At 65.2% G+C, this 17,955-nt stretch carries 19 protein-coding genes, 1 tRNA gene and 1 other RNA gene; 6 read left to right on the top strand and 15 right to left on the bottom strand.

Features of this window, described 5'->3' with window-relative positions; genetic code table 11:
* Positions 1-3: 3 nt before the first annotated feature.
* The 5 genes from N5I32_RS18105 to N5I32_RS18085 form a co-directional block, all read right to left on the bottom strand.
* Positions 4-1,590 carry an ABC transporter ATP-binding protein gene (locus N5I32_RS18105; RefSeq protein WP_261497350.1) on the bottom strand — a complete coding sequence of 529 codons (1,587 nt, stop codon included), beginning with the start codon at positions 1,588-1,590 and terminating at the stop codon, positions 4-6.
* A complete protein-coding gene (locus N5I32_RS18100) occupies positions 1,587-2,690 on the bottom strand; it encodes an ABC transporter permease (protein WP_261497349.1) in 1,104 nt (367 codons plus the stop codon). The genes N5I32_RS18105 and N5I32_RS18100 overlap by 4 nt, the downstream gene beginning before the upstream one ends.
* Entirely contained in the window at positions 2,690-3,784 is a 1,095-nt protein-coding gene (locus N5I32_RS18095; RefSeq protein WP_261497348.1) for a microcin C ABC transporter permease YejB, read from the bottom strand. Before N5I32_RS18095 ends, N5I32_RS18100 begins: the two co-directional genes overlap by 1 nt.
* 17 nt (positions 3,785-3,801) lie before the next feature.
* Positions 3,802-5,724, bottom strand: coding sequence for an extracellular solute-binding protein (locus N5I32_RS18090; RefSeq protein ID WP_261497347.1), 1,923 nt, complete (start codon positions 5,722-5,724; stop codon positions 3,802-3,804).
* Positions 5,725-5,871: 147 nt separating this feature from the next.
* Positions 5,872-6,396: a c-type cytochrome gene (locus tag N5I32_RS18085; protein WP_261497346.1), complete on the bottom strand. Its 525-nt coding sequence runs from the start codon at positions 6,394-6,396 to the stop codon at positions 5,872-5,874.
* 121 nt (positions 6,397-6,517) lie between these two features.
* Here N5I32_RS18085 and N5I32_RS18080 point away from each other — a divergent pair, with 121 nt between their 5' ends.
* Complete coding sequence (locus N5I32_RS18080) at positions 6,518-7,351, top strand: prephenate dehydratase (RefSeq protein ID WP_261497345.1); 834 nt, start codon at positions 6,518-6,520, stop codon at positions 7,349-7,351.
* Between the two features lie 2 nt (positions 7,352-7,353).
* Here the strand turns inward: N5I32_RS18080 and N5I32_RS18075 are convergent, their stop codons facing one another.
* Positions 7,354-7,833, bottom strand: coding sequence for an SRPBCC family protein (locus tag N5I32_RS18075; RefSeq protein WP_261497344.1), 480 nt, complete (start codon positions 7,831-7,833; stop codon positions 7,354-7,356).
* 28 nt (positions 7,834-7,861) lie between these two features.
* On the bottom strand, positions 7,862-8,824 hold the full coding sequence (nudC, locus tag N5I32_RS18070; protein WP_261497343.1) for an NAD(+) diphosphatase: 963 nt from the start codon (positions 8,822-8,824) through the stop codon (positions 7,862-7,864).
* A gap of 201 nt (positions 8,825-9,025) precedes the next feature.
* On the opposite strand from nudC, the gene N5I32_RS18065 reads away from it, so the two are divergent.
* The 3 genes from N5I32_RS18065 (at position 9,026) to N5I32_RS18055 (ending at position 12,145) form a co-directional block, all read left to right on the top strand.
* Positions 9,026-11,005, top strand: a complete 1,980-nt coding sequence (locus N5I32_RS18065) for a bifunctional 2',3'-cyclic-nucleotide 2'-phosphodiesterase/3'-nucleotidase (RefSeq protein ID WP_304504957.1) — start codon at positions 9,026-9,028, stop codon at positions 11,003-11,005.
* A 77-nt stretch (positions 11,006-11,082) separates the two neighbouring features.
* Complete coding sequence (locus tag N5I32_RS18060; protein ID WP_261497342.1) at positions 11,083-11,724, top strand: HAD family hydrolase; 642 nt, start codon at positions 11,083-11,085, stop codon at positions 11,722-11,724.
* A 79-nt stretch (positions 11,725-11,803) separates the two neighbouring features.
* A complete protein-coding gene (locus N5I32_RS18055) occupies positions 11,804-12,145 on the top strand; it encodes a hypothetical protein (protein ID WP_261497341.1) in 342 nt (113 codons plus the stop codon).
* 23 nt (positions 12,146-12,168) lie between these two features.
* Here N5I32_RS18055 and N5I32_RS18050 read toward each other — a convergent pair whose 3' ends face one another.
* A complete protein-coding gene (locus N5I32_RS18050; protein ID WP_261497340.1) occupies positions 12,169-12,927 on the bottom strand; it encodes a sulfite exporter TauE/SafE family protein in 759 nt (252 codons plus the stop codon).
* A gap of 156 nt (positions 12,928-13,083) precedes the next feature.
* On the opposite strand from N5I32_RS18050, the gene ffs reads away from it, so the two are divergent.
* Positions 13,084-13,182: signal recognition particle sRNA small type (gene ffs, locus N5I32_RS18045), an RNA gene on the top strand.
* Between the two features lie 115 nt (positions 13,183-13,297).
* Here ffs and N5I32_RS18040 read toward each other — a convergent pair.
* Positions 13,298-13,373, bottom strand: a tRNA-Trp gene (locus N5I32_RS18040).
* Between the two features lie 519 nt (positions 13,374-13,892).
* On the opposite strand from N5I32_RS18040, the gene N5I32_RS18035 reads away from it, so the two are divergent.
* Positions 13,893-14,141, top strand: coding sequence for a hypothetical protein (locus N5I32_RS18035; RefSeq protein WP_261497339.1), 249 nt, complete (start codon positions 13,893-13,895; stop codon positions 14,139-14,141).
* Positions 14,142-14,202: 61 nt separating this feature from the next.
* On the opposite strand, the gene N5I32_RS18030 is transcribed toward N5I32_RS18035, so the two are convergent.
* The 6 genes from N5I32_RS18030 to N5I32_RS18005 form a co-directional block, all read right to left on the bottom strand.
* Positions 14,203-15,771: a GMC family oxidoreductase gene (locus tag N5I32_RS18030; RefSeq protein WP_261497338.1), complete on the bottom strand. Its 1,569-nt coding sequence runs from the start codon at positions 15,769-15,771 to the stop codon at positions 14,203-14,205.
* A 15-nt stretch (positions 15,772-15,786) separates the two neighbouring features.
* Positions 15,787-16,308, bottom strand: coding sequence for a Twin-arginine translocation pathway signal (locus tag N5I32_RS18025; RefSeq protein ID WP_261497337.1), 522 nt, complete (start codon positions 16,306-16,308; stop codon positions 15,787-15,789).
* 31 nt (positions 16,309-16,339) lie between these two features.
* Complete coding sequence (locus N5I32_RS18020; protein WP_261497336.1) at positions 16,340-16,735, bottom strand: VOC family protein; 396 nt, start codon at positions 16,733-16,735, stop codon at positions 16,340-16,342.
* Positions 16,736-16,826: 91 nt separating this feature from the next.
* Positions 16,827-17,120, bottom strand: coding sequence for a ribbon-helix-helix domain-containing protein (locus N5I32_RS18015; RefSeq protein ID WP_261497335.1), 294 nt, complete (start codon positions 17,118-17,120; stop codon positions 16,827-16,829).
* Positions 17,121-17,244: 124 nt separating this feature from the next.
* Positions 17,245-17,478 (bottom strand): hypothetical protein, encoded by a 234-nt coding sequence (locus tag N5I32_RS18010; protein WP_261497334.1) that lies wholly within the window; start codon positions 17,476-17,478, stop codon positions 17,245-17,247.
* Positions 17,479-17,878: 400 nt separating this feature from the next.
* Positions 17,879-17,955: EF-Tu C-terminal domain-related protein (locus N5I32_RS18005; RefSeq protein ID WP_261496019.1), on the bottom strand; the 77-nt coding region annotated here is incomplete at its 5' end.

Here is a 17,955-nt window from a genome sequence, read left to right as displayed (position 1 = left end):
GGATCAGCCCCCGAACGCGGCCGCCATCAGTTCGCGCGTATAATCCGTCTCGGGTCTTTCAAAAATCTTGTCGCCGCTGCCAGTTTCGACGATATCGCCCTGCCGCATGACGATGATCTTGTGCGACAGCGCCCGCACCACCCGCAGGTCGTGGCTGATGAACAGGTAGGCCAACCCGTACTTGCGCTGGAGATTGCGCAGCAGCTCCACGATCTGCACCTGCACTGTCATGTCGAGCGCCGAAGTCGGCTCGTCCAGCACCACGACCTTCGGACGAAGGATCATCGCCCGCGCAATGGCGATGCGCTGGCGCTGCCCACCGGAAAACTCGTGCGGATAGCGCCCCATGGTGGCGGGGTCGAGCCCGACCTCGGCCATGATCTCTGCGACCATCTCGGTCCGGTTGCGGCCCGGTTCCACGCCGTGGACGCCCAGCCCCTCGGCAATAATCTCCTCGGCGGTCATGCGCGGGCTGAGGCTGCCGAACGGGTCCTGGAAGACGATCTGCATGTCGCGTCTGAGCCGCCGAAGATCGCCCGCCTTCCAGCGCGAGATATCCTGGCCGAGGTAGATCACCGGCCCGTCCGCCTGGATCAGCCGCATGATCCCCAGCGCCAGCGTCGTCTTGCCCGAGCCGCTTTCGCCGACGATGCCCAGCGTCTCGCCGGCCCGCACTGACAGCGTGGCATCGTTGACGGCCTTGATGTGGCCCACGGTCCTGCGCATGAACCCGCGCTGGATCGGGAACCAGACCCGCAGCCCTTCGGTGCGGACGATCTCCTCCGCGCCCTCCGGCACCGGGTCGGGGCGGCCTTTGGGTTCGGCCGCCAGAAGCTTCTGCGTATAGGGATGCTGCGGGTTGGCGAAGATCTCAGCCACCGGCCCCTGTTCGACGATCTCGCCCCCCTGCATCACGCACACGCGGTCGGCGATGCGCCGAACGATGTTGAGGTCGTGCGAGATGAAGAGAAGGCTGAGGCCCTCCCTGCGCTTCAGTTCGGCCAGAAGCTCAAGGATCTGCGCCTGGATCGTCACGTCGAGCGCCGTCGTCGGCTCGTCCGCGATCAGAAGTTCCGGCCCGTTCGCCAGCGCCATGGCGATCATCACCCGCTGCCGCTGCCCGCCCGAAAGCTGGTGGGGATAGTCCTTCAGCCGCCGTTCCGCATTGTCGATGCCGACGTTCTGCAAAAGCTCGACCATCCGGTCGCGAGCCACTGTCCCGGTCAGCCCCTGGTGCAGCAGCAGGCTTTCCCCGATCTGCTTTTCCAGCGTGTGCAGGGGGTTGAGCGACGTCATCGGCTCCTGGAAGATGAAGCTGATGTCATTGCCGCGCACCTTCCTGAGCAGGGGCTCCGGCGCGCCGACCATCTCCTGCCCGAGATAGGTGATGGACCCGGAAATCTCTGCGTTCGGCCCTAGAAGTGCAACCGTCGAAAGGGCCGTGACCGACTTGCCCGAGCCGCTTTCGCCGACCAGGGCCACCGTCTCACCCTTGCCGATGGCGAAACTCACACCCCGGACGGCCTCGATCATCCGGCCGTCCTGACGGAACCGCACGGACAGGTCGCGAACCTTCAGAACCTCGGTCATTGGAACGTCTTCCTCGGGTCGAAGGCATCGCGCACGCCCTCGAAGATGAAGACCAGAAGCGACAGCATGATGGCGAAGGTGAAGAAGGCGGTGAAGCCAAGCCAGGGCGCCTGCAGGTTCTGCTTGGCCTGAAGGCTGAGTTCCCCCAGCGAGGGCGCCGAGGACGGCAACCCGAAGCCGAGAAAGTCAAGCGAGGCAAGCCCGCCGATCGCCCCGGTGACGATGAAGGGCAAAAGCGTGACCGTCGCCACCATGGCGTTCGGCAGGATGTGGCGGAACATGATCACCCTGTCCGGCACGCCGAGCGCGCGGGCCGCGCGCACGTATTCGAAGTTGCGCGCGCGCAGAAACTCGGCCCGCACCACGCCGACGAGCGCGGGCCAGCCGAACAGGATCGACACCACGACAAGCAGCCAGAAACTTCGCCCCAGGATCGCGAAAAGGATGATGATGATGTAGAGCGAGGGCGTGCCCCCCCAGATCTCGATGATCCGCTGGAAGATCAGGTCCGTGCGCCCGCCGAAATAGCCCTGAACCGCGCCGGCGATGATCCCCAGCACGCTCGCGCCGACCGAAACGATCAGCGCGAACAGGATCGACAGGCGGAAGCCGTAGATGATCCGTGCCAGAACGTCGCGCGTGGTGTCGTCGGTGCCCAGCCAGTGATCCGCGTCGGGGGGCGAGGGTGCCGTGCCCACGTTGTTGATGGTGTTGTAGCTGTAGGGCACCGGCGGCCAGAGCAGCCAGCCGGCCTGAACCGGCTCGCCCGCGAATTCGCCGTCGGCGGCATCCTCGATCACGCCTTCGGGGTCGTCGAAACAGTCGACGATCCCGCCGGTCTTGATCAGACATTGCACCTCGGGATCGCGATAGATCGCCTCGGTCCTGAAGTCGCCGCCGAAAGCGGTCTCCGGGTAGAACTTGTAGATCGGGAAATGGAGCGCGCCGCGGTAGCTGACGACGATCGGCTTGTCGTTGGCCAGCACCTCGGCAAAGAGCGACAGGCCGAAGAGAGCCGCGAATAGCCACAGCGACCAGTAGGCCCGGCGGTTGGCCTTGAAGTTGCGCCAGCGGCGCTGGTTGAGCGGCGAAAGACGCATCAGCCCACCCGCCGCTCGAAGTCGATGCGCGGATCGACGAAGACATACATGAGGTCGGAGACGATGCCGACCACCAGCCCCATCAGGCCGAACGCATAAAGGGTCCCGAAAACGACCGGATAGTCGCGCTGAAGCGCGGCCTCGTAGCCCATGCGCCCAAGTCCATCGAGCGAGAAGATGATCTCGATCAGCAGCCCGCCGCCGAAGAGCACCGCCAGGAACAGCGACGGGAACCCGGCGATCACGATCAGCATCGCGTTGCGGAACACGTGGCCATAAAGCACGCGGCTTTCGCTCAGCCCCTTGGCCCGCGCGGTCAGCACGTACTGCTTGTTGATCTCGTCGAGGAAGCTGTTCTTTGTCAGCAAGGTCAGCGTGGCGAAGCCCGAGATCGTCGAGGCAATGATGGGCAGCGCGATGTGCCAGAAATAGTCCAGTACCTTGCCGATGACCGTCAGATCCTCCCAGTTGTCGGAGGTCAGGCCGCGCAGCGGGAAAATCCGCCAGTAGCTGCCGCCGGCGAACAGGACGATCAGCATCACCGCGAACAGGAACCCCGGGATCGCATAACCGACGATGATCGCGCCGGAGGTCCAGGTGTCGAAGGGCGTGCCGTCCCTGACCGCCTTGCGGATGCCAAGCGGGATCGACACCGCATAGGCCAGGAGCGTCGACCAGAGGCCGAGCGTGATCGACACCGGCATCTTCTCGATCACCAGATCGACGACGGAGATCGAGCGGAAATAGCTCTCCCCGAAATCGAAGTGCAGGTAGTTCCACATCATGTTCAGGAAGCGCTCCAGCGGCGGCTTGTCGAAGCCGAACTGGACCTCCAGTTCCTTGATGAACTCGGGCGGCAGGCCGCGGGCGCCGACGTACTTGTCGTTGGCAGCGCCTCCGGCGATGTCCTCGGTCTGGCCGCCGTCCCCCGAACCCGTGATGCCGCTCAGCACGTCGCCCTCGCCCTGGATCTGGGCCAGGACCTGTTCGATCGGGCCGCCAGGCACGAACTGGGTCAGCGTGAAATTGACGATCATGATCCCGACCAGCGTCGGGATCACGAGAAGAAGCCTGCGCAGGATGTAGGCGCCCATTCCCCTGTGCGCCCCGCCTAGTTCAGCGCGCCGGCCGCCTTGAGCGCGGCGGCCTTTTCTGCGTCATACCACCAGAAGCTCAGCTCCCCCAGCGCGTAGGGCGGCAGCGGGTCCGGATGGGCGTACATGTCGTAGTAGGCAACGGTGTGGCTATCCTTGAACCACTGCGGCACCCAGAATCGCAGCGCGCGCAGCACACGGTCGAGCGCTTTGGCCGCCACATGCATTTCGGCCTTGCTGTCGGCGGCGATGACATTCTCGATCAGCGCGTCGACGGCAGGGTGGCTCAGTCCCATCGTGTTGAACACGTCCGCAAGGCCGGACTTGCCAAAATATTGCTTCAGGCCCGCGCCGGGTTCGTAGCCGGTGGGGAACTGATCGGTGATGATGTCGAAATCGAAAGAGGCCGCCGCATTCGCCGCGTCGGGCCGCACCCGCTTGGTATACTGCGCCGGATCGACCCGGTCGAGCTTCGCATCCACGCCAAGCGCGCGAAGGTTCTCGACGAACGGGTTCACGACGCGGTCGAACGCTGGATCGTCCTCGAGAAACTCGATGGTCAGCAACTCTCCCGCCGCGTTGCGACGCATGCCGTCGTCGCCCACGGTCCATCCGGCCTCGTCCAGAAGCGCGGCCGCCTTGCGCAGGTTCTTGCGGTCAAGCTGCCGGTCGCCCGAAACCGGCGCCATCGCCGGTTCCTGATCCAGAACGCCGGGCGGAAGCTGATCCTTGAGCGGCTCCAGCAGCGCCAGCTCCTCAGCCGAAGGCAGGCCGGTCGCGGCAAGATCGCTGTTTTCCCAGAACGAGTTGATGCGCCGGTAAAGCCCGTAGAACAGCGATTCGTTCGACCATTCGAAGTTGAACATCAACCCGATCGCCTCGCGCACGCGGGGGTCCTGAAACTTCTCGCGCCGCAGGTTCATCACGAACGACTGACCCGTGGCGATGTTGCCGTGCTTAAGCTCGCGCTTGACGATCCAGCCCTTCGCCGCCGCAGGAAAGTCATAGGCCGTCGCCCAGTTCTTCGACGAGTTTTCGTTGCGGAACGTGTAGGCCCCCGCCTTCAGCCCTTCAAGCGCGGCCGTCGCATCGCCGAAGTACTCGATCCGGATGCGGTCGAAGTTGTTCTGGCCGATGGCGATCGGCAGATCCTTGCCCCAATAGTCGGGGTTACGCCGATAGACCACACGCTGGTTGACGTCGAAGCTTTCCAGCACGTAGGGGCCTGAACCGATCCCCGGCTCCATCCGGCTTTCGTCCAGCTTGGCGCCGGTCTTCTCGAACCAGGCCTTCGACATCACCGGCAGGCCGCCCGCCATCTGGATACGTTCCCGCGGCGCGCTGTCGGACTTGAAAATGTACTTGATGCGGTGGGGGTCGAGCACCTCGACCGTTTCCACGAATTCCTGCAGGACGGTGCGGAAGGAGATCAGCCCTTCTTCGCGGAAAAGCTGATAGGTGAACTCGACGTCCTCGGCCGTCAGCGGGCTTCCGTCCGAAAACCGCGCCTCGGGGCGCATGTTGAAGATGACCCAGGCCTTGTCCGCGGGGTATTCGATCGTCTCGCAGATCAGGCAGTACATCGCGCCGATCTCGTCGGCAGTGCCCACCATCATCTCTTCATAAGCGATGTTGGACAGGGCGGCCGCTCGGCCCTTTTGCGTGTAGGGGTTGAAACTGTCGAAGGTTCCGAAAGCAGGCTCCGATATCTCACCGCCCTTCGGCGCGTCAGGGTTGACGTAGTCCAGATGCTTGAAATCGGAGGGATATTTCGGCGCGTCGCCGAATGTCGTTATGGCGTGCGAGGTGGTGACCGCTTCTTCCGCGCGCAGCACGGTCGCGCCCGCAAGCATCAGCGCCGCCGCCAACGACAGCCCCCCGACAAGCGCCCTTGCGGCCGGTCCGGAAGGTGCGTCCGCCAACGCGACACTGGGCTTCATACCGGCTTCCTCCCCGTCGGACCACAACTCCCCCAAGCTAGAAGCGCAGGCGGCGGGCTTCAAGTTGCGAATGTGTGACCCGGCCCGAAACCAAAAGAAAAGGCCGCCCCGCAAAGGGCGGCCCCGATGGCAAAGTGGCTGACGGGATCAGCCGCCGAGCGACTGGAGATAGGCGATGAGATTGACGCGGTCCTCGGGCTTCGGCAGGCCGGCGAAGGACATCTTGGTGCCCGGAACAGCCTGCTTGGGGTTGGCGAGGAAGGCATCGAGAACGGCGGGTTCCCAGTTGCCGCCATGCGCAACCATGCCGTCCGAATAGCCGAAGCCCTCGACCCCCGCGACCGCGCGGCCGACGACGCCGTCCAGATGCGGGCCGGTGCCGTTGCTGCCGTCGATCTTGTGGCAGGCCTTGCACTTGCCGAACACCTTCTCGCCCGCGGCGGCATCGGCCGACGCGAATAGCTCCTCGAAGCTCGGGCCTTCCGCCGCCGCTTCCTCGCCGCCTTCCGAGGCGCCGGTGTCGATCGTGTAGGCCTGGGCCACTTCCTCGTCCCCGTGTGCCACGGGTCCGGTATGATAAAGCGATTCCGCCGCCCATTTGCCCAGAAGGAAGATGAGAAGGGCACCGCAAAGCGCACCGCCCGCCTTCGTTACAGTCATCGTGTCGAACATGTCGCGCCTCTACCCTGGCCTTTTCTCGCGCGTATCTATCCGCTTCCACTGTCCTCTTTCAAGGTATAGTTAGCGCGGCGAAACGCCCCCCGGTGCGGGGCAACGTCAAGGAGCCACCCGCATGACCGGTCGGATCGCCTTTCAGGGGGAACCCGGAGCCTATTCCCATCAGGCCTGCCTCGATGCGCGACCGGACATGGAGCCCCTGCCCTGCCGTGCCTTCGAGGACGTGATCGAGGCCGTCAGGTCGGGCCGCGCCGAGCTTGGGATGCTCCCGGTCGAGAACACGACCTACGGGCGCGTCGCCGACATCCACCGCCTGCTGCCCGAAAGCGGGTTGCACATCGTCGACGAAGCCTTCGTGCGCGTCCACATCAGCCTGATGGCCAATCCGGGTGTCCGGCTTGAGGACATCAAGCTGGTGCGCGCCCATCTCGTGCTATTGCCGCAATGCGCGGACTTCCTCAAGAAACACGGCATCCAGGGCGTCCCGGCCGCCGACAGCGCGGGCGCAGCCGCAGACCTGGCGAAGTCGGGCAACCGGACCGAGGGCGCGCTGGCTTCCGATCTCGCCGCCGAGATCCACGGGCTGAACATCCTCGTCCGCCATATCGAGGACCGATCCCACAACACCACCCGCTTCCTTGTCATGGCGCGCGAACCGGACCTGACGCGGCGCGGCAGTTCGGGCATGATGACGACCTTCGTCTTCCAGGTCCGCAACATTCCCGCCGCGCTTTACAAGGCGATGGGCGGGTTCGCGACGAACGGCGTCAACATGACCAAGCTGGAAAGCTACATGGTCGACGGAAGCTTCTCGGCCACGCAATTCTATGCCGACATCGAGGGCCATCCCGACGACGAGAACGTCCGACTCGCGATGGAGGAGTTGGCCTACTTCTCCTCCTCGGTCACGCTTCTGGGTGTCTACCCCGCCGATCCGCGCCGCCACTGACCCTATGGCCAGGGGCTTGCGCCCGACGTCTGCCAACGTTCCAGAGCGCGCCCGAAGTCCGCGATGCGGCGGGCAAAGCGACGTTCCAGCCCCCGTTTGCCGAAACGGATCGAGTTGAGCAGGAACCGCGCCGACAGGCTGCGCGGCTTCACGTCCAATTCGACCGCCAGCCGGCTGCGGCCCGGCCCGGTGTCCTGAGTTGCCATAGACACGTTCAGATCGAAGCCACCGATCCGCCCGATCATCGCCAGAAGCCCGTCCGGTCGCATCTCGGCCACTTCGAGAAGCAGATTGCGCGGTTTGCCGCGATAAAGGAAGTCGACCTCCCAGGATGATCCGACACCCGCCTGCGGCAACCGGTCGCGCCGGTTCACCGCCACATCGCGGCGCAGGGCCAGACGCTCGAACGCCTCGAAATCGGTGATCTTCGAAAACACGGCTGACGCGGGAAGGGCAATGTCCTGCGACGCGGAAAACCTCATGGATCAATCCTCCTGACGCACCTTCGCGTCAATCCAGACGGTCGGCAAGCCAGTTCCGAAGGATGAACCCCGCAATCGCCCCGCGGCGCGGAGCGCGGATCTCCGGATGATCGCCCGCAAAGGCGCGCGCCATGTCCTCGCGGCTTACCCAGCGCGCGGCCTCAAGCTCGTTGGGGTCGAGGATGATGGTCTCGTCCAGCGCCTCGCCCACCGCGCCAAGCATAAGTGACGACGGGTAGGGCCAGGGCTGGCTTGCCAGATAGCGCACCGCGCCGACCCGGACGCGGGTCTCCTCCATCACCTCGCGCCGGACCGCGGCCTCCATCGTCTCGCCCGGTTCCATGAACCCCGCGAGGCAGGAATACATCCCTTCGGGCCAGCCTGGCGACCGGCCCAGAAGGGCGCTGTTGCCGCGCGTGATGAGCATGATGACAACGGGATCGGTGCGCGGGAAATGCACCGCGCCGCAGGCGCCACAGACCCGTTGCCAGCCGGCCTGCGCCACCCCGCTTTCCTCCCCACAGGCGGAACAGAACCTGTGGCTGCGGTGCCAGCCGATCAAAGCTTTGGCTGTTGCCGCGCACTCCGCGTCACGCGCCGAAAGATCGGCCATGATGTTGCGCAACTCGGCGAAACGGTGCCCGTCGGGCAGGCCCGGGTGGCGCTGCTCGGTTGCATCGAAGAACGAGGCGGGCACGGGGTCGGCGCCTGTCTCGGGCTGCCAGGCCGACAGGTCTATCGTGAAAAGGGGCCCGGTCTCATCGCTTCCCAGAAAGATGGCCGGTTCCTCTCCATCCCGCAGCACCGGGTGGTTTGCCGCCACCCAGCCGAGCGCGCCGGCCCCGTCAATCGACGGCTTGCCGCGCCAGAGGGGAACCGCCCGTGCCGCCGGATCGTTCAGGAGCGCGGCGATCTCGTCAGGCCGGGCGCGCAGCTCCGCCGCCCGGTTCAGAGCCGAGCCGCCAAATGTCACCGTTTCCGCATCTCTCATCTGCCAGGCCCTCCGCGGCACAGCACTGGCATGCGCGCCTTGCGGTTGCAATCTCCTTGGTGCAGGGGAGGTTCACCCGTTTCGGCGGACGATCTGTTTCCGCTAACGTGCCTCGGTCGGCTTGGATCGGCGCAATTCCTCAACTACAGTCAGGGTATTATGGTAGCATCAAGCATTGACCGACCGGACCGGAGTGCAGCCATGACACCATTTATCGCCAAGCCATTGACCCGCAGACATTTTCTGGCGGGTTCCGCCGCAGGAGCCTCGTTGATCGCGCTTCACCCCTTTTCGGCCCTCGCCGCTGCCAACCAGGCACACCTGCGGATCATGGAGACGACGGACGTGCATGTGCACGTCTTTCCGTACGACTATTACTCGGACAAGCCCGTCGATACCGTCGGCCTGGCCCGAACGGCCGCCATCATCGAAGCGATCCGCGCCGAAGCCACCAATTCCCTGCTGATCGACAATGGTGATTTCCTGCAAGGGAACCCGATGGGCGACTACATCGCCTACGAGCGGGGCATGAAGGACGGCGACATGCACCCGATCATCGCGGCGATGAACACGCTCGGCTTCGACGGGTCCACCCTTGGCAACCACGAATTCAACTACGGCCTCGACTTCCTGATGAAGGCGGTCGCGGGGGCCAATTTCCCGATCGTTTCGGCCAACGTGGCGACGAAGCTTGGCGCCTCCCCGCGCGGGGATGCGACGCTGCTGAAGCCCTATGTCATCCTCGACCGCACGGTGACCGACGGCACCGGCCAGGGCCATCCGATCCGCGTCGGCCTGATCGGTTTCGTGCCGCCCCAGATCATGAACTGGGACCGCCGCCACCTTGAGGGCAACGTGAACACCCGCGACATCGTCGCCTCGGCCCAGGCCTGGGTGCCGCAGATGCGGGAGGAGGGGTGCGACCTCATCATCGCGCTCAACCACTCCGGCATCGCCGGGGCCGAACATGTGGACGGGATGGAGAATGCCGCGGTTCCCCTGGCGCGGGTCGAGGGGATCGACGCGATACTGACTGGTCACAGCCACCTCGTCTTCCCCTCGCCCGCCTTCGACGGCTTTGCCGAGGTGGACGTGGCCAAGGGCACCATCTCCGGCAAGCCCGGCGTGATGGGGGGCTTCTGGGGCTCTCATCTCGGGCTGATCGACCTGCTGCTGGAGCGGGACGGCAACGCCTGGCGTGTGGTCAGCTTCACCTCGGAGGCGCGGCCGATCTACCAGCGCAACGAGGACCGGTCGATCACGCCGCTGGTCGACAGCGTCGAAACCGTCCTTGCGTCGGCGCAGAAGGAACATGACGAGACGCTCGACTACATCCGCCGCGCTGTGGGCAAGACCTCGGCGCCGCTGCACTCCTACTTCGCGCTCGTGGCCGACGATCCGTCCGTGCAGATCGTTTCGATCGCGCAGGGCTGGTACATCGCCGAAATGATGAAGGGCACCCCGCACGAAGGCCTGCCGATCCTGTCGGCGGCGGCCCCCTTCAAGGCGGGGGGACGGGGTGGACCGGACTACTACACCGACGTGCCGGCGGGCGACGTCGCCATCAAGAACGTGGCCGACCTCTACCTCTACCCCAACACCATCCGCGCCGTGCGCGTCACCGGCCAGCAACTGAAGGACTGGCTGGAACGGTCGGCCGGCATTTTCAACCAGATCACGCCGGGTGGCACAGACCAGCCGCTCATCAACCCGGACTTCCCGTCCTACAACTTCGACGTCATCGACGGCGTCAGCTATGAGATCGACCTGAGCCAACCTTCGAAGTACGGGCCGAAGGGCGAGGATCTGAACCCCGGCGCCAACCGCATCGTCAACCTGATGTACGCGGGCCAGCCCGTCGATCCGGCGGCGGAGTTCATCATCGCCACGAACAACTACCGCGCCTCGGGCGGCGGCGACTTTCCCGGCGCCAAGGGCGATACCGTCGTCTTCGAAGGCCCCGACACGAACCGCGACATCATCGTGCGCTACATCGTCGAACTGGGCACGATCAACCCGTCGGCCGACGCCAACTGGCGGTTCAAGGCGATGCCGGGCACGTCGGTCCTGTTCGACACAGGGCCAAGTGCCGCGCGCTACATCGGCGACGTGAAGGGTGTCGCGATCGAAGCAGCGGGCGATGGGGCGGACGGGTTCGCGCGTTTCCGCATCGCGCTCTGATCACGCCATTTGCCTCTGCCACCGGGCCGGGCTAGACCTGTCGGCAACGCAATCCAGTGCCGAAGGACACCGACCCCATGCCCTACAGCGCCGTGATCTTCGATCTGGACGGCACCCTGATCGACAGTGAGTCGCTGTGGTCCGTCGCCACCCGCGAGGTGCTGGCCGAGATGTCCTTCGACCCCGCGCATCCGGTTCTGGACCGGCTGTTCGGCGTGGACATGGCCACCTGCGCAGGGCTTCTGGGAGCGGCCTTTCCCGGGCTCGACCTTGCCGATTTCGACGCCCGGCTGACCGCCCGGACGGACCAGGTCGAAGGACGGGGCATCCCGCTCAAGCCAGGCGCGCGGGAACTGCTCGACATTCTCCACGCCCGCGCCCTGCCGCGCGCGATCGCCACATCGACGCGGCGCGACCGTGCCCATCACAAGCTGCACCTGACCGGGCTGGACCGCCACTTCGCGACGGTCGTGACCTTCGATTGCGTGGACCGAGCCAAGCCCGCGCCCGATGCCTATCTGCTGGCCGCCCAGCGCCTTGGCGTTGACCCTGGGGCCTGCCTCGTGTTCGAGGACAGCGATCCTGGCACGCGCGCCGCCCACGCGGCCGGGATGACGGTGGTGCAGGTTCCCGACATGGTGGCCCCGGGGACCGACCTCGCCACCCACATCGCGCCCTCGCTTCTGGAAGGCGCCCGCATGGCCGGTCTCATCGCGTGAAACCCTGTGCCTGCACGGCTCCCGCTCGACACGAGCGAGCCACCTGCGGCATAACAACCCCAAAGCCAAGGAGGTGCCGTTGTACCGCTGGATCATTCTGCTGCTTGCCCTTGCGGCTGGTGCCGCCTGGCTGACCAAGCCGGGCGAGGCCGAATTCGACGACATGCTTCGCGCGCGGCTGGAGCACCAGATCGCAACCCAGGACGTCGATGCCGAGGGCGACCCCATCGCCGCCATCGCGCTCGTGACCTGCAAGCTGCGGCCATCGGGCTGCTTCAAGCTGGTCCGAGAGGGGCTTGAGGTCACGGTCGAGGACCGCGTCCTGTTTACCCGCATCCGCGCCGACGGCTTCGGCAAACGCACCGTCTGCACCGGCGCGTTCACCCGGCTCTGGTGCCGCGACGTGACGGCGGAAGGTTAAGGCCCGGCCGCGGGGGCAACCCGTCAGTTGCCGCGCAGGATCACGTCCAGAACCGGCATTCCCGCCAGCGCGGCGGCGGCGATCATCGCATAGGAAATGCGCCGGAAGGTGCGCTCGCTCGCCAGTGCGAACATCCGGCTTCCGGCCCAGACGCCAAGGCCGTAAAGCGGCGCGTTGACCGCCGCCAGCAGAAGGACGCCGGAAGTGATCAGGCCGCCCCAGAGGTAGCTGACCGCGGCAAGTACCGTGGAGACGACGAAATAGGCCACGATGTTGGCGCGGACCAGCGGCAGGGGTGTGTCTCCGCCAAGCCAGTAGGCGACGACGGGCGGCCCGCCGATCTGGGCCGCGCCGGAAAACACCCCCGAAACCAGCCCCACAAGAATGGTCAGCGGGGCGCCGGGGCGGCCACTGTAACGCCGTCCGGACATCAGGAGCCCAAGCAGGACCACCACGACCAGCACGATCGACCAGCGGATCGTCGAAGGCTCCAGGTTCGCCAGCAGCCAGACGCCCGCAGGCACGCCGACAGCCGCACCGATGGCCATGACCATGACCTCGCGGCGCTGCGCCAGCCGTACCGCCGCCGGGATCATCCCGGCGCTCATGACGCCATCGACCACCAGCAGAAGCGGCACCGCGATCTGGGGGCCGACGACCGCACTTGCCAGCGGGACGAAGATCAATGCCGCGCCAAATCCGGAAAAGCCACGCGCGAGTCCGGCCGAAAGCGCGGCGAGGAACAGCCAGGCAAGATCGGCCGTCGGAGGAAGCTCAAGCACTTTACGTCACCCGGTCAACGCTGCCCGAAGCTGCTGATAGCGGAAGATGCGGGACTTGTCCCGTCCCCGTTTACGCAGCGCGCCAACCGGGGTTTGCCCGCGGCCCGCGGCACCCGGCACACTTGCCATTCCGCCCCTCCCGGCCTATATGGGCCGCGAGAGGTTGGCGCGGGCAGGCGCCTCGCCAACCCGGTCAGGTCCGGAAGGAAGCAGCCGTAACGAGCCCCGTCTGGGTCGATGTCCAGCCTCTCACCCTTTCACTTCATCGCTCCGGAACCTGTTCCTGCTGTCGCAGCCTCTGGCGCGTCGGCGGGCAGACGGCACGTATCATGGCAGGAAAGACTGGCTGGACGGATCGGCTGAACGGCCCTGGCAGGGGCAGCAGGGCTCGAACCCGCGACCTACGGTTTTGGAGACCGTCGCTCTACCAACTGAGCTATACCCCTGGGCCTGCGCGGTGGGTATTCCAGCGGCGGGGCGAAATCAAGGGCGATTTGGTGTGCTTCCGGGATTTGCCGTGATTCTCCCGAAGGGGGAAAATGCAGCGGGTCAGAGCCCCGCCGCGGCCCTGAAACAGGATTGGCCGTCCAGATCGCGCGCCCGTGAGGCAGCCGCGCGCTCAAGTTGAACGCAACGTGATCTCACGCACCTGTGATGCGAAGGTAACGCGCCTTTGCAGCCGTCTGGCGATTGAAACATTTCAGCGCGACAGCCTGCCTTCCGTTACGGAACGGGCGGTCAATGTTAACGGAACTTTGGGGTCGATCACGAAATGCTCCCCCTCGCTTCACCCGGTCGAGAGGACAATCACGAACCCCCCTGTCAAGCAAAATGATTCGTGATTCCGCGTGACTGGAAACGTGTTTTCCCGACCGCGCTCAGCCTCGCTACGAAAGAGCTACCGGCTGGATGAAGCGCCGGACGAAATGACCTCAAGCTGTGCAACGCACGAAAGGAAGACCACGATGAAAGCCACGATCTTCGCCCTTGCCGCAGCCGTTTCCCTGGGCGGGTTCGCTTCCGGGGCCTACGCCATGACGGAGTTCGACATGGTTCAGGACACGCTCAAGATGTTCCTGATCGAACTCAAGATTCCGACCGAGAAGATGGATGATCTGACCCTGGCGCAGATGCGTGAGATCATCACGATCGTCGACAGCCACGAGATGGGCGACGCCGCCCGCGCTCAGGTCCTCAAGATCATCGGCGAGTGACGCTTACCCGCGACGCATGACAAAGGGCGCCCCTCGGGGCGCCCTTTACGTTTTCAAGCACTCAGATATTGCCGGCGGACATCTCGGACGCGATGTGATCCGCCTGGCGGATCGCCAGCGCCACGATCGTCAGCGTCGGGTTCTCGGCCGCGCCGGTGGTGAACTGGCTGCCATCCGAGATGAACAGGTTGGCGATGTCGTGGGTCTGGCCCCACTTGTTCACCACGCCATCCTCGGGCTTCTCCGACATGCGGTTGGTGCCGAGGTTGTGCGTGCTGGGATAGGGCGGCGTCGGGAAGGCGCGGGTGGCGCCCACGGCTTCGTAGATCGCGATGCCCTGCTTGTAGGCGTGGTTGCGCATCGCCACGTCGTTCGGGTGATCGTCGAAATGGACGTTGGCGACCGGAAGGCCGAACTGGTCCTTCGTCTCCGACAGCGTGACCCGGTTCGTCGCCTGCGGCATGTCCTCGCCCACGATCCACATGCCAGCCATGTTCTCGTAGCTGTCGAGCGCCGTGGTAAAGGACCGCCCCCAGCCGCCGGGATTGAGGAAGGCCGCCATGAACGGCAGGCCGAGCGAGAGCGTTTCAAGCTCATAGCCCCCCACGAACCCGCGCGAGGGGTCGTGGCGCGCCTCGTCCTGAACGATGCCGGCCATCGTCGTGCCGCGCCACATCCGCACGGGCTTGTCGAAGACCGCATAGACGGAGCCCGTCATGTGCCGCATGTAGTTGCGCCCCACCTGGTCGGAGGAGTTGGCAAGCCCGTTCGGGAACATGGAGGACGCGGAGTTCAGCAGAAGTCGGGGCGATTCAAAGGTGTTGCCGGCCACGCAGACGATGCGCGCTTTCTGCATCTGCAGGTTGCCGTCCTTGTCGAAGTACTCGACCCCGGTCACCTTGCCGCTGTCATCGTGCAGGATGCGCGCGGCATGGCTGCGCTCGCGCACTTCCAGGTTTCCGGTGGCCTCGCCCCGCGGGATGTCGGTGTAGGCGGCCGACCACTTGGCGCCCCACTTGCAGCCCTGGAAGCAGAAGCCGGTCTGCTGGCAAGCCATGCGGCCGTCATAGTCGGCCGAGTTGATCGCCATGCGGCCGGTGTGGACCTCCTTGTAGCCCAGCGCCTTGGCGCCCTTCTCGAAGACGAGGTAGTTGTTGTTCCCCGGCAGGCCCGCGCGGTCGCCGGTGCGGGTGACGCCCAGCTTGGCTTCGGCCTTCTCGTACCAGGGCGCCATTTCGGCGGCATCAATCGGCCAGTCGAGAAGGCTTGCCCCCTCCACCGCGCCGTAGGTGCTCAGCGCCTTCCATTCGTGGTCCTGGAAGCGGATCGAAGCCCCAGCCCAATGGGTCGTGGTCCCGCCCACGGCCTTGACGATCCAGGCCGGCAGGCCCGAGAAGTCCTTGGCCACGCGCCAGCTGCCCGAAGTGGTCCGGGCGTCCAGCCAGGCCAACTGGGTGAAGCTTTCCCATTCGTCGTTGACGTAGTCCTCCGGCAGGTAGCGCCCGCCGGCTTCCAGCGCGACGACCTTGACGCCCTTCTGCGCCAGTTCGTTGGCCAGAACCCCGCCGCCCGCGCCGGTGCCGATGATGACGACCACGGAGTCGTCGTTCAGGTCGAATTTCGCAACCATGGTGACGGCCCTCCCTTACAGCCAGTCGATGTCGTTGAAGCCGCGCTCGATGTAGCCGCCCTGGCTGAAGCTCTCGCCCTGGTAGCCGAAGATCGGCCAGACGTCCTTCTGGTTGTAGAGACCCGTCACCAGCCCCGACCTGACCGTCTGGAAGAAGGCGTCCCCCTCCATCGCCTGAAGGATCTTCACGCGATCCTCCTCCCATCCGATCGACACATAGTCGGCGTGCCCCGCGGCCTGCGCCGCGGCGTCGAGTGCGGCCACACCCGCCTCGACCAGCGCCTTGTTGTCCTCGGCGTCATAGCCCTTGACGGCGACGGCGTAGAAGCGGTCGGCGACCTTGTCGTGCGGATAGATGTCGCGCGCCATCTGCAGCAGCGTCGCCATCTGATGTTCCGAAATGACGCTGACCTCCAGCGCCCAAGCGGCATCCGGCGCCGCGATGAAGCCCGCGCCCGCGACGACCAGCGCACCGGCTGCGACGGAGCGCTGCAGCAATGCCCGGCGGGTCAGGCCGTGGCGTTCAATCTTGCTCATTTTTCCCTCCCTTGAGCATGAAGACGGCCGGTTACAGGAACCGGCCGCCGCGTTGGATGACCTCGATCTGATAGCCGTCGGGGTCTGCGATGAAGAAGAAGCGCGCCACCGTGACGTCGCCGTTCCTGAAATCGACGAGCTTGCGTGGCGCCAGGCCCGCGGCGGTGAGGCGCGCGTGCTCTGCGTCGAGGTCGGAGACCGAAACCGCAAGGTGGCCGTAGCCGTCGCCAAGGTTGTAGGGCTCGGACCGGCCCTTGTTGATCGTCAGTTCAAGCTCGAAGCTCGACTCCTCGTTGGACAGGTAGACCAGCGTAAAGCTGTCGAAATCCAGCCGGTCCGCGACCTTCAGCCCGAAAGCGCGGGAGTAGAACTCGACCGAGCGTGCCTCCTCAAGCACGCGGATCATGGAATGTATCGCTTTCGCCATTCGCCCTCCGAAATCCTTGCGATTTTGGTAAGGCTAGGTGACCAATTCCCGGTCGTGGTAGTAGCGGGCTACTACACCGCGTTTTTGTGGGTCACTCGGCAGCGATCCGCGCGCCTTCGACCTGTTCAAGTTCACCCAGATGTATCGTGCAGGCGCACCTCAGCAGCGAGGTGAAGTTCGTGGCCTCTCCGTGCAACTGCAACACTTCCGAATGCAGCTTGGAGATGAAGGCGGGTGTGGACACGCCCTCGCGCTCCGCGATCCGATCCAGGATCCGCCAGAACGACCGCTCCAGGCGGATCGACGTGCTTTGCCCGTTGAGGCGCAGCCGGCGCGTCACGGATTCATAGCGGTTGGGGTCCTGCCCCGCGAAGATCTGGCACATGTCTTCCCCCGACGGTGTGCTTGCCGGGCAAAGTGTGGGGCGAATCGGCGGGGCGGTCAATCATCGCGACCAAAACGAAAGGACCGCCCCGAAGGACGGCCCCTGCTGATCCGGTCGGTCTGACTCAGTTCAGGATCGCGCGGATGCTGCCGGCGCGTTCGGACTGGTCGCCGCTGTAGAGAGCCGCACCCAGCGCCGCCGCCTGATCCGCAGTCAGGTTGTCGAGATTGGCGTTCGGAACGATCCGCTTGATCTCGGCACGGTCGGTCGACGGCAGCGTCTGGCCGTCGGCGGAGTAGGCGAAGGCAGCCGGAGCGGCGAGGCCAAGCAGGAGGGCGGAGAGAACGAGGTTTTTCATTTTCAGTGTCCTTTTTCGGGTTAGAGAGGAGCGTCTGCCCCTCGACCCGGCTGAGATAGAAGCCCCGGGAAAGGACGGAAAGGGGCGGCCAACCCGCTGATTCATCACGAAAACTTTTGTTGAATGTGAGGATTCCTGCCCAATGGGGAAAAAACCCGGTCAAAGGGCGCTTTCGCGAGAATGAAACCGGCGATCCGACCTTTTCCGAGGGAAACGGTTCCGCGCCTTTTGCCCGTGCTGCAAGTCCGGCATGCGGAAATGTCCGCAGCGGAATTTCGCAGCCCGGCTGCGCAGGAATGCACGCAAGCCCTGGCGGGCAAAAAGAAAAAGGCCGCCCCAGGGGGCGGCCCGATCTGTCTTCCGGGGGTGGGCCTGCCGGCCCGCCCGCCAGAACCGGCGATTACTTGAGGATCTTGGAGACGACGCCTGCGCCGACGGTGCGGCCGCCTTCGCGGATGGCGAAGCGGAGTTTTTCCT

This window comes from Albidovulum sediminis (assembly GCF_025380365.1).
Classification (GTDB): domain Bacteria; phylum Pseudomonadota; class Alphaproteobacteria; order Rhodobacterales; family Rhodobacteraceae; genus Albidovulum; species Albidovulum sediminis.
The sequence above is the reverse complement of the archived record's forward strand: the minus strand, read 5'-3'. Positions and strand labels throughout refer to the sequence as shown.